This is a genomic window from Micromonospora sp. II, from assembly GCF_001709195.1.
GTDB lineage: Bacteria > Actinomycetota > Actinomycetes > Mycobacteriales > Micromonosporaceae > Micromonospora > Micromonospora chalcea.
In genome coordinates this window covers 15771-27324 of record NZ_LYXF01000089.1, presented here as the reverse complement: position 1 = coordinate 27324, position 11554 = coordinate 15771, and the positions used below count along the sequence as shown (strand labels likewise).

General features: G+C 72.7%; 9 protein-coding genes and 1 pseudogene. 6 read left to right on the top strand and 4 right to left on the bottom strand.

What is annotated here, in order from left to right; genetic code table 11:
• Window positions 1-3: 3 nt before the first annotated feature.
• From A8711_RS30215 to A8711_RS30200, 4 genes are all read right to left on the bottom strand, one after another.
• Complete coding sequence (locus A8711_RS30215; protein ID WP_069090067.1) at window positions 4-1701, bottom strand: AMP-binding protein; 1698 nt, start codon at window positions 1699-1701, stop codon at window positions 4-6.
• An 89-nt stretch (window positions 1702-1790) separates the two neighbouring features.
• Window positions 1791-2939 (bottom strand): CaiB/BaiF CoA-transferase family protein, encoded by a 1149-nt coding sequence (locus A8711_RS30210; protein WP_069090066.1) that lies wholly within the window; start codon window positions 2937-2939, stop codon window positions 1791-1793.
• Window positions 2936-4570 carry an AMP-binding protein gene (locus A8711_RS30205; RefSeq protein ID WP_043324841.1) on the bottom strand — a complete coding sequence of 545 codons (1635 nt, stop codon included), beginning with the start codon at window positions 4568-4570 and terminating at the stop codon, window positions 2936-2938. Before A8711_RS30205 ends, A8711_RS30210 begins: the two co-directional genes overlap by 4 nt.
• 62 nt (window positions 4571-4632) lie before the next feature.
• Window positions 4633-6204: an ABC transporter substrate-binding protein gene (locus tag A8711_RS30200; RefSeq protein ID WP_069090065.1), complete on the bottom strand. Its 1572-nt coding sequence runs from the start codon at window positions 6202-6204 to the stop codon at window positions 4633-4635.
• Window positions 6205-6600: 396 nt separating this feature from the next.
• Between A8711_RS30200 and A8711_RS30195 the strand changes: the two genes are divergently transcribed.
• From A8711_RS30195 to A8711_RS31835, 6 genes and pseudogenes are all read left to right on the top strand, one after another.
• The gene (locus A8711_RS30195; protein ID WP_051611058.1) at window positions 6601-7248 is read left to right on the top strand and encodes a PaaI family thioesterase; all 648 of its coding nucleotides are present in this window, start codon (window positions 6601-6603) and stop codon (window positions 7246-7248) included.
• A complete protein-coding gene (locus tag A8711_RS30190; protein ID WP_069090064.1) occupies window positions 7245-8120 on the top strand; it encodes an SDR family NAD(P)-dependent oxidoreductase in 876 nt (291 codons plus the stop codon). Before A8711_RS30195 ends, A8711_RS30190 begins: the two co-directional genes overlap by 4 nt.
• A 26-nt stretch (window positions 8121-8146) precedes the next feature.
• Window positions 8147-9253, top strand: coding sequence for a TIGR03617 family F420-dependent LLM class oxidoreductase (locus A8711_RS30185; RefSeq protein WP_043330306.1), 1107 nt, complete (start codon window positions 8147-8149; stop codon window positions 9251-9253).
• Window positions 9250-10140 carry a TIGR03619 family F420-dependent LLM class oxidoreductase gene (locus A8711_RS30180; protein ID WP_069090063.1) on the top strand — a complete coding sequence of 297 codons (891 nt, stop codon included), beginning with the start codon at window positions 9250-9252 and terminating at the stop codon, window positions 10138-10140. The genes A8711_RS30185 and A8711_RS30180 overlap by 4 nt, the downstream gene beginning before the upstream one ends.
• A gap of 50 nt (window positions 10141-10190) precedes the next feature.
• Entirely contained in the window at window positions 10191-10709 is a 519-nt protein-coding gene (locus A8711_RS30175) for a nuclear transport factor 2 family protein (protein WP_083297137.1), read from the top strand.
• A 4-nt stretch (window positions 10710-10713) separates the two neighbouring features.
• Window positions 10714-11481 (top strand): annotated as a pseudogene (locus A8711_RS31835) (TIGR03619 family F420-dependent LLM class oxidoreductase); the annotation flags it as partial.
• Between the last annotated feature and the right edge of the window lie 73 nt (window positions 11482-11554).

Here is an 11554-nt window from a genome sequence, read left to right as displayed (position 1 = left end):
AGGTCAGGGGGCCGGCAGGAGCGCGGCACGTCCGTTGTCGGCGAACTGCTTCTCGAGGTCCCGGACGTCCGCCTCGGTCAGCGGGCGGTACGCGGTGGACGCGCCGTCGCGGACCCAGACGGGGTCGGTCGTGACCCAGGCGGTACGGCGCAGGATCTGCTTGGCGACCTTGCCGTTGCCGGTGCTGGGGATCTGGTCGACGATCCGCACGAAGCGGGGCCGCCACTTGGTGCCGAGGTCGGCCTGCTCGTCGAGGAAGGCGGTGAACGCCTCGGGGTCGAAGGTGGCGCCGCTGCGCAGCTGGATCACGCACATGACCTGGTCGCCGGTACGCGGGTCGGGCACGGCGAAGACGGGGGCGACCGCCACCCGGTCCCAGCGCTCGATGATCCGCTCGGCGGGGCCGGCCGCGAAGTTCTCGCTGTCGACGCGGATCCAGTCCGAGGAGCGGCCGGCGAAGTAGAAGTAGCCGTCGGCGTCGCGGTAGGCCAGGTCCCCGGACCAGAAGTCCTCGCCGCGGACCCGCTCGGCGGCGGCCTCGGGGTTCTTGTAGTAGCCCTCGAACTTCGCCGCCATGCCGACGCCGACGAGCTGGCCGATGGCCTCGTCGGCGTTGAGCAGCCGCCCGGTCCCGTCGAGCCGGGCCGGCGGGCACTCCAGCCCGGTCTCCTCGTTCATGACCTTGATCTCGGCGCCTGCGACGGCCACACCGAGCGCCTCGGCGGGCGTCTCGGGGGTGCGGTTGATCCGCATGACGCCCTCGCTGGAGCCGTAGCCCTCGGAGATGACGACACCGAAGCGCTCGGCGAAGCGGGCGATGTCGGCGGCCGAGGCCTCGGTTCCGACGGCGCGCCGCAGCGTGCTCGTCGCGTCGCGGGGGTCGACCGGCCGGGCCAGGATGTAGGCCAGTGCCCGGCCGACGTAGTTGAAGTAGGTGACGCCGTGCTCGTGCACGTCGCGTACGAAGCCGGACGCGGAGAACCTGCGGACCATGCAGATCGTCGCGCCGCAGACCATGGCGGGGCCGAGATTGAGCATGACGGCGTTGCCGTGGAACAGCGGCATCGCCAGGTAGCTGACCGAGTCGCGGGTCAGCTCGGTTCGGGCCAGCAGCGCCTCGGAGACCGCGGCGAGGCGCCCGTGGGAGCAGATGACCGCCTTGGGGGCGCCGGTCGAGCCGGAGGAGAACATGAGCAGCAGGTTGGCGCGCGGGTCGACCTCGTCGGTGGGTACCGGCGCGCCGGCGTGCCGGGCCAGCCAGGCGGCGTACTCCGGGGAGTCGATGTTGCGCACCTGCCCGGCGGGGATGCCCAGGTCGAGCCCGTCGACGAGGCCGGCGAGGCGGTCCTCGGTGAGGAGCAGGTCGGTGTCGGTGTGCCGCACGTCGTGGGCCAGCTCGGCGCCACGCCGGGTCGGGTTGATCCCGACCACTGTGGCGCCGGCCAGCGCGGCGGCACAGATCCAGTACACGTAGTCGGGGGTGTTCTCCAGGAGCAGCCCGATGTGCAGTGGCCTGCCGTCGGGCCGGGGCACGTCGTCCAGTGCCGCGGCACGGTCGGCGGCCTCCTGCACGATCCGGCCCCAGGTGATGGTGCGGCCTTCGAAGAGCAGGCCGGGGTGGTCGTCGCCCGTGCGTGCCCGCACGATGTCGGCGAAGACGGCGGGTCCCGAGTTTCGGGCCACCGGGGCCTGAGTCGTCATTGACGTTTGCTCCGTCTCGTCCGTCGTCAAATGCGAATCACCAAACAAGCAAGCGCTTGGTCGAAGCGTAGAGTGAGGCTTGCCGCAGGTCAAGGCCTTGACAACGCTTCCCATGGGCTGCTCGCGGCGAGCGCCGAGCGCACCCGGTCGGTGTCCTCACCACGCCGGCGCGGGGCCCGTGGGACCCCCGCGGGTGTACGCGAGAAACGGGGCGTCGGGGCCGGCTGGGCGACCCCCTCGACCTCGACGACGGCGCCCCGGTCCCGCATCTGCGGGTGCTCGGCCGACTCGGCGATGTCCAGCACCGGATGCACGCACGCGTCGACGCCCTCGAAGACGCCGGTCCACTCCCGCCGGGTGCGGCCGGCGAAGACCGACGCGATCCGCTCGGCCCAGCCGGCCCACCCCGACTCGTCGAACTGCGCCGGCCCGTCCTCCGGATCGAGGCCGAGGGTACGCAGGAACGTGCGGTAGAACTTCGCCTCGATGGCCGCCACGGACATGAACCTGTCGTCGGCGGTGCGGTACACCCGGTAGAAGTGCGCCCCGCCGTCGAGGTAGTTCGTGCCACGGGTGAGGTTCCAGGCGCCCCGCGCGAGCATCGAGTGGATGACGACGGTGAGCAGCGCGCTGCCCTCGAGCATCGAGGCGTCCACGACCTGCCCACGCCCGGAGGAGACACGCTCCTGCAGTGCGGCCAGCACGCCGAAGGCCAGCATCATGCCGCCGCCGGCGAAGTCGGCCAGATACATCGGCGGCACGACGGGGCCGGTGTCGGGCAGGCCGATCGTGTCGAGCACCCCGGAGACGGCGATGTAGTTGAGGTCGTGCCCGGCGGCCGCGGCGAGAGGGCCGTCCTGGCCCCAGCCGGTCATCCGCGCCACGACCAGGCGCGGGTACCGCTCGGTGAGTTCGGCCGGGGCCAGGCCGAGACGTTCGAGCACCCCGGGCCGGAACGGGTCGAGCAGCACGTCCGCGTCGGCGAGCAGCCGGTGCACGAGCGCCCGGTCGGCCTCGGACTTCAGGTCGAGCGTGACTGTCGTACGGCCCCTGTCGATCGCGTTGACCTGCGCGCGCTCCCGCCGGTCGGGCTCGCCGGGCGGGTCCACCCGGACCACCTGGGCACCCATGTCGGCGAGCATCATCGTCGCGAACGGCACCGGCCCCTGCCCACCGAGTTCGAGGAGCCGCAGGCCGGCCAGCGGCCCTTCGAACCGCTGGCCGGGGACGCCGCTCACGCCTGTTCCCGGGTGCCGGCCGGCACCGGGAGGCCGGTCACGGCACGGGGGTCGGTGCTCCACGTCCGCGCGGTCACGCCCTCCTCGCGCAGGACGCGCTTGAGGACCCGACCGACGGCGTTCTTGGGCAGTTCGGTGCGGACCTCGATGTGGGAGGGCACGGCGTACCGCGGGATGCGCGGGTGCAGCCACTCGAAGAGCTCCGCGGGGTCGATCTGGGCGCCGGGCGCGGGCACGACAGTCACCTTGAGGTCGTCCTCGGCCAGCGGGGAGGGGACGGCGTGGACGGCGACCTCCCCGACGGCCGGGTGGGTCGCGACGACGCCCTCGATCTCGAAGCTGGAGATGTTCTCGCCGCCGCGGCGCAGGTAGTCCTTGCCCCGGTCGACGAAGTAGAGGTAGCCGTCCTCGTCGAGGCGGCCGTAGTCACCGCAGTGGAACCACAGTCCCCGGAAGACCTCCAGCGTCTTCTCCGGCTCACGCCAGTAGCCGTTGAACATGATCGCCGGACGGTTGGGACGGGCGACGATCTCGCCGACCTCGCCGACGGGCAGCGGGTTGTCGTGCTCGTCGACGATGCGTACCTCGAAGGAGTCGTTGATCTTGCCGGCGCTCCCGGCCCGGTAGCCCCCGGGTGGGGTGAGGGTGATCAGGCAGGCCTCGGTCAGGCCGTAGGCGCCCGAGCCGACCCGTTCGACGCCGAAGCGCTCCGTCCAGCGAGCGGCGAGCTCGGCGGTGACCGGCGAGCCGGACACGACGCGCAGCCGGCCGAAGGCCTCGCGGGTGGCCTCGGAGTCGGGGGCGCCGGCGATCATCGGCAGCATCGAGCCCATGAGCGCGGCCATCGTCGCGCGGCTGCGCAGGATCTCGTTCCAGAAGCCCCGGACCGAGAAGCGCGACGCGAGGTCGATGGCCGAGCCGAGCTGGAGCGAACCCATCACGTGCCCGACGGCGGCCATGTGGAACAGCGGCATCGCCGTCCAGAGGACGTCGTCGGCGCGGCGTTCGAGGTTCTCGTGCATCTGGCGGGCCATGTTCGCCACGTAGCCGTGGCTGACCATGCACGCCTTGGACGGCCCGGTCGTGCCGGCCGTGTAGATGAGGTGGCTGGTGGCGTACGCGTCGAGGTCCGGGGTGGTCGTCACCGCCGAGCCCTCAGCGACGGCGGCGTCGAAGTCCACGACCTCGGTGGCCCAGGCGGGCGCCGGGCCCGAGGCGGGCCGGATGGGGGCGCCGACGAGGACCGGCACCCGTAGCTCCGTGCCGATGAGGGCGTCGTCCAGGACGGGCACGAACTCGTCCTCGACGATCATCGCGACCGGGTCGGCGTCGAGCACCTGGTGGGCCAGTACGGCGCCGCGGTTGCTCGTGTTGAGCGGGACGACGAAACCGCCGCGAAGCGTCGTCGCCCACCAGGAGAGCAGGGCCAGGCGGCCGTTGCGGGCGAGGACGACGACCCGGTCGCCGGGCGCGACGCGGTCGGCGAGGAAGCCGGCGAGGCGACGCGACGCGGCGTCGAGCTCGGCCACTGTGAACGGGGCGCCGGCGAGGGTGAGGGTCAGGTCCGGCTGCTCGTCGAGCAGGCGGGACAGGGCGGGCAGGAGCGGGGTGGCTGCGGTGGGACGGTTCACTGGCTCTGGCTACCTTTCTTCGGGTCGGCCGCGCGCGGTGGCGGACGGCGGGGACCTGACGCTCAGCCCTTCGTCATCGCGACGGTCCGCAGGTCGAACAGGCCGAGGTTGGTCCACGGCAGCTGCTCGGCCCCGACGACCTTCGGGGAGGCGATGGTGGCGCTGGTGAGGTTGCAGATCGGGATGAACCACGCCTCGCTGAACAGCCGCTCCCACAGCTGGTGGTACTGCTTGGCGCGCTCCTCGACGCTGGAGCGGGGGTCGGCGGCCTTGGCCGCGATCGGGCCGATGACCTCCGGGTCGGTGGCGAGCTTGTAGTTGCCGATCAGGTAGTTGTCCACAGTGCCCGCCGGGTCGAGACGCGGGTTGAACGTGTTGGACACCTCGAGCTCGAAGTCGCCGGCGATGAAGCGGGCCTCGGTCTCGGAGTTCGGCGTCGGGTTGAGCTTCGCGTCGATGCCGGCCTGGGCCATGGCGGCCTGGATGGCGGTGGCGGGCTGCTCGGTGTTGGTGCCGGCGGAGAAGCTGATCGACACCTTCGCCCCGCCGACCTCGGAGATCAGCGCCTTGGCCTTGGCCAGGTCGAACTCGTACGGGTAGGTCGCCGCCGGGTCCTCCCACGGGCTGTCCGGGTAGATGCTGCGGGTGGGCGTGCAGGTGTCGGCGAAGAGCGCGCGGATGGCGGCCGGGTCGACCGAGCGCGCGATTGCCTCACGGACCCGCTTGTCCTTGAGGTCGCCCATGTTGGCGCGCAGCAGGATGCCGAGGACGTTGCGGAACGGGCGGGTGGTCACCTTGAGCTGGCCGTCCTCGCCGAGCTGGCGGGCCTGGGTGATCTCGTTGGCCGAGGAGACGAAGCTGAGGTCGGTCTGACCGCTGATGACGCCGTTGAGCCGGGTGGCGCCCTCGGGGACCCGGGTGATCTCCATGCCGGCGAGGCGCCCGGCGTTGGGGTCCCAGTAGGTGCCCTCGGCGCGCTTGACGACGTACTTCTCGTTCGGGATGAACTCGGTGACGACGTACGGGCCCGAGCCGGCCTTGCCGGGGGCGCGCTTGAGGTCGACGCCGTCGGCGATCGCCTTGGGCGAGACCATCATCCCGGCGGCGGTGGCCAGGGCCGAGGGGAGCACGGCGCCGGTGCCCGGCTTGAGGTTGAGGCGCACGGTGTGCGCGTCGACGACCGTGACGCCGGTGATGCTGGCGAGGTCCTGCTTGATGGTGCTCGTGGGCAGCGTCTGGCCGCGCTCGATGTTGACCTTGACGGCGTTGGCGTCGAACGGCGTCCCGTCGTGGAACTTGACGTCGTCGCGCAGGGCGAGTTCGAGGTAGGAGCCGTCCTGGGCGTAGGTCCACTTCTTGGCCAGGCCGGGGACGACCTGGTCGGTGGAGTCGACCATGGTGAGCCGGTCGTAGATCAGCGTGAGGTAGGGGTAGCCGCCGGGGGCCGGCTGCGCCGGGTCGAGGTTCTGGAACGGCGACGAGGCGCTCACCCGCAGGACGGCGTCGGGGTCGATCTCACCCGTGGTGGCACCGGGGTCGCCGGTTCCGGTGGCGGAGCAGGCTCCGACGACGAGGGTGGCGGCGAGCAGGCTCGCGGCGACGGCGAGGCGTCGGCGACGCGGGAGGCGAGACACAATGGTCCTTTCCTGACCTTCGGCCCGAGAGCGGGAGCGGCTCCGCGGGTCACCCGGCGGGTTCCCGGGGGCGGCCGGGCCGTTCGGCGGCGGCCGTGCGGGCGCGATGGTCATGGAGGTGATGGATGGCGGCGCTGGTGTGGAGCGCCTGTCCGGAGCTGATCGGCATCCGCGCCCGAGACTGGCGGTGTTGCGGCCGTTCGCGATCCAAACAAGCGCTCGATTGGGAACCGTAGGTGGCAGCGTGCGGGCACGTCAATAGGCGATCGGCAGCATGATCGACAAGGGGGCGGCGCGTAGCGGGCAACCGTTGCCAGCACGCGATCAGGTCGCTAAGGTGCGCATCAAGCAAGCGCTTGGTTGCTTGATGTCCGGCCGGCCAAAGGAGTCCGCACGGTGGAAGCCCCCCTCGCCACGGCACAGCCCCGCGACACCGGCATCGACGCGGTCGCCTCGGCCACCCGCCGGCTCATCGACGCGATCACCCGCGCGGGCGGCGCCGTCGACCCCGACGCCGACGCGATAGTGGCCGACCTCGACGCGCTCACCGCCCGGATCGACGCCCACGCCCCGGACCTCGCCGAGCGGATCGCGACGATGTGGCGCCAGCCCGGCCCGGGCCGCTTCGACCCCGCCGGCGGCACCGAGAATCCGCTGTCGCCGCCGGTGTCCCTCTGGGTCGAGCCGGACGGTTCCTTACGCGGGGAGGTCACCCTGAGGCTTGCCTTCCAAGGACCACCCGGGCACGTGCACGGCGGCACCTCGGCCATGCTGATGGACCACGCCCTCGGCATCGCCAACGCCCGCGCCGGATACGCCGCGGTGACCGTCGGGCTCGACATCTCGTTCCGCGCGGCCATCCCGATCGGCTCGACGATCACGATCCTGGCCCGGCACGACGGGCGCGACGGACGCAAGGTGCGCAGCTCCGGCGAACTGCGCGTCGGGGACCTGACGTGCGTCACGGCCACCGGCACCTTCGTCCTCATGGACGACCCGTCCACGCGGGAGAAGTTCCGCCGAGCGTCGAGGGAGCAGGCATGAGCACCGATCCCCATCCGAGCAGCGCCGCACCCGGCCCGCTCGTCGGCCGCGGCGCGCTCGTCATCGGCGGGGGCGGCGGCTTCGGCCGCGCCATCGCCGCCGCGCTGGCCGCCGACGGCGCCGCCGTGACGATCATGGGACGGACCGAGGCGACGCTGCGGGCGGCGGCCGGGACGATCGCCGCGGCCACCCCCGGAGGTTTACCGGTACGGATCAGCGCCGGCGACTCCACCCGCGAAAAGGACGTGGCAGCAGCGGTACGCGCCGCCGACGAGACCCCGCTGGCCGCGGTCGTCACCACAGTCGGCGGCGGCACCTTCCGTCCCCTGCTCGCCCTCGACGCCGAGACCCTCGAACACGACTTCCGGCGCAACGTCACCACGGCGCTGCACGCCATCCGGTACGGCGGGCAGGCCCTGGCCGCGCGCGGCGGGGGTGCGATCGTGTGCACCTCGTCGAGCGCGGGCGGGCACTCCTTCCCGTTCATGCCGTCGTACTCGGTGAGCAAGGCCGCGCTCGAAGCGCTCGTCCGGGTCGCCGCCGACGAACTCGGCCACCTCGCGGTACGGGTCAACGTGGTACGCCCCGGCATCGTCGCCACCGACGGCGAGAACCCGGGCCGGCTGCTGGCCGACCCCGAACTGGCCGCCGCGACGGTCGCCGAGAAGCCCCTGTCGCGGATCGGGCGCGCCGAGGACGTCGCCGCCGCGGTCCGCTTCCTCTGCGGTCCCGGCTCCTCCTGGATCACCGGCGCGTGCCTGCCCGTCGAAGGCGGGGCACACCTGCGGCGCGCGCCCCGGCTGGAGAAGCTCGCCCGGATCGTCAACGGCGACGAGGTCGTCGACGCCACCCTGGCGGGCCGCATCCCGTGACGGCGCCACAGACACCCGCCACCCGGATGGAGCTGACCACGACGCTGCCGCCGACGACGGCGCTGCGCGAGGTGCCCGCGGTCGTGGCGCGCATCGAACGGCTCGGCTTCGACACCGTGCACATCCCCGAGACGACGCACGACTCCCTGGCGGTCGCGCTGCTCGCGGCCGAGCACACCAGCCGGATCACCGTACGCACCAGCATGACGCTGGCCTTCCCTCGCAGCCCGATGGTGACCGCGTACGCCGCGTGGGACCTCGCGCGGTTCTCCGAGGGCCGCTTCCAGCTCGGTCTGGCCACCCAGGTACGCGGCAACATCGTCGGGCGCTTCTCGGTGCCGTGGGAGCGGCCGGTGGAGAACCTGCGCGACTACCTCGCCTCGATCCGGGCGATCTTCGCCGCGTTCAGCACCGGCGAACCCCTGGAGCACGAGGGCAGCCACTACCGCTTCACCCGGCTGCAGCCGTACTTCAATCCCGGCCCGCTGCCGACCGCGGCCCCGGCGCTGTACACCGGCGGGGTCAACCGGCGCGTCTGCGAGGTGGCCGGCGAGCTCGCCGACGGCTTCGTCACCCACGCGACGAACTCGCACCCGAGTCACCTGCGCACGGTCGTACTCCCCGCGCTGCGCGCCGGGGCCGAACGGGCCGGACGCGCCGGGATCCCGCGGGTCGTCGTGGTGTCCAAGTCGATCACCGGGCCGACGCCGGCCGCGCTCGCCGCGAGCCGCGACTCCGCCCGCCAGGAGCTGGCGTTCCTCTTCTCCACTCCCGCCTACCGCACCACCCTGGACCGGCTCGGCCTGGGCCGGGTCGGCGAACGGCTCGCCGCGATGGCCGCCTCCGGGCGCTGGACCGGACTCGCCACCGTCCTCGACGACGAGACCCTGGCCGCCCTCATCCCGCACGGCACCTACGCCGAGCTGCCGGACGTGCTCGGGCAGGCGTACGGCGGCATCGCCGACGGGCTCGGGCTCGGGCTGCCGCTCGACCCGGACGACGACGAGGACTTCGGCGCGTTGCTCGAACGCCTCCGGCTCATCCCGACCAGTGCCGCGGCCACCATCCCGCCCGCGAACGCCGGCCCCACCAGCGCGACGCGCGGCGTCGCCGGATCGGAGACCCTGTCATGACCGCACGCATCGGGCTGCTCACCCCGGTCGTCGTCCAGCATCCGCGCACCGCGGCCGCCTGGGAACGGGACGTCCTGTCCGGCCCCGACGTCGGCGGCGCGCTGCTGGCCGTCGCCCGCGCCGCCGACGACCTGGGCTACCACCACCTGACCTGCAGCGAGCACGTCGCCGTGCCCGCACCGATCGCCGCCGAGCGGGGCGCGACGTACTTCGACCCCGTGGCCACGCTGTCGTTCCTCGCCTCGGCGACGCGCCGCGTCCGGCTCGCGACGAACGTCGTCGTCATCGGCTACCACCATCCGCTCGCCCTCGCCAAGACCTACGGCACCCTCGACCTGCTCAGCGGCGGCCGCGTCGTCCTCGGGATCGGGGTCGGCAGCCTCGAAGAGGAGTTCGACCTGCTCAGCGCCGAGTTCGCCGGGCGCGGCGAGATCGCCGACGAGGCGATCACCGCCCTGCGCGCGGCGTGGGGCAGGGCCGTGCCGCACCACGAGGGGCCCCGGTTCACGTTCACCGACTTCGTCGTCGAACCGCACGCGCCGCGCACCACGGTGCCGATGTGGATCGGCGGGCGCACCCGCCGCTCGCTGCGCCGCGCCGTGACGTACGGCACCGGGTGGGCGCCGTTCGGCCTCGGACCGCGGGAGCTGACCCGCATCTGGGAATCCGTGGAACGCCCGGACGGCTTCGACCTCGTGCTGCAGATTCCGCCGCTGGACCCGCTCGGCGACCCGGACGGCTCCCGCGCGCACCTGCGCATGGCCGACACCGTCGGGGCGACCGCTGTCAACGCGAGCCTCGTGGCCACCTCGGCCGCCCACCACCTCGAGCAGATGGCCGCGCTGCGCGAGCTCGCCCCGGAACGCTTCGAGACGAACCCGGCCTGACCGGCCGCCGACCGGTTCATCCGACGAGACCCGATCGAAAGGAACCCACCATGAGCGACTCGCAGCCCGACCGGCTCGCCCTGCTCGAGGCTCGCCTCGAACAGGCCGAACGGCGCCTCGCCGCAGCCGAGGACCAGCTCGCCCTCTGGCGGATCGTGGCCAGCTACGGCCCCGCCGTGGACAGCGGCTCGGCCGAGATCACCGCCCAGCTGTGGACCGAGGAGGGCGTGTACGACACCTTCCCGGTCGTGCTCAACGGCCGGGACGCGCTGCGCGGCATGGTCAACGGTGAGCGGCACCAGGCACTGATCAACAACGGCGCCGCCCACCTCATGGGGCTGCCGCACATCGTCGTCGACGGCGACCAGGCCGTCGTGACGAACTACTCGCAGCTCGTGCTCAGCGCCCCCGACCAGAACGGTTACCGGATCTGGCGTACCGGCTCCAACCGGTGGGAGTTCATCCGCACCGACGAGGGCTGGAAGGTGACCCACCGCTGGAACCGCCAGCTCGACGGCACCGACGAGGGCCGCGATCTCCTCGCCCGCGCCGTCGAATCCGAGGCCTGAGGCCGTGCGCATCGGCCTCAGTTCCCCGGTCCTGGCCGACTCCGGGCCCCGGCCCCCGTGGGAGGCCGAGGCCGGGGTCGCCGAGTTGCGCACCGTCTTCACCACCGCCGACCGGCTCGGGTACGAGTTCTTCACCTGCCCGGAGCACGTCAGCGTGTCACCGGGGCTGGCCCGGGGTGAACGCTTCTACGACCCGGTCGCGACGTTCTCGTACCTCGCGGCGATCACCGAGCGGATCCGCTTCCTGCCGTACGTGCTCGTGCTCGGGCTGCACCATCCGCTCGAGTTGGCCAAGCGGTACGGCACGCTCGACCACCTCAGCGGCGGGCGGGTCGTCCTCGGCGTCGGCGTCGGCAACCTCGAAGAGGAGTTCGCGCTGCTCGGGCGTCCGTTCGCCGACCGTGGGCCACGGGCCGACGACGCCCTGCGGGCGCTGCGGGCGTCCCTGTCGGTACGGCTCGCGACCTACCACGGGGAGTACTACCACTTCACCGAGCAGGTGATCAGCCCGCACGCGGTTCAGCAGAAGGTCCCGATCTGGGTCGGTGGCCACAGCAGGCGTGCCCTGCGGCGCGCGGTCACCCTGGGCGACGGATGGGCGCCGGCCCCCGTCACGTATCGCGGGCCGGACCTGGAGACGCTGCCGCGGATGCTCGCCGAGCACGACCTGCCGGAGGGGTTCGACGTCGTCATCACGCCTCCGGCCCGCCTCGACCCGACCGGCGCCCCCGAGGCCGCGCTGGACCTCGTCGGCCGGATCGGCGAGGCGGGCGCCACCGTGGTCAACCTCGTCGTCCGGACCGTGACCTGGCCGAGTACCTCGACCAGCTCGCGGCGGCAGCGGA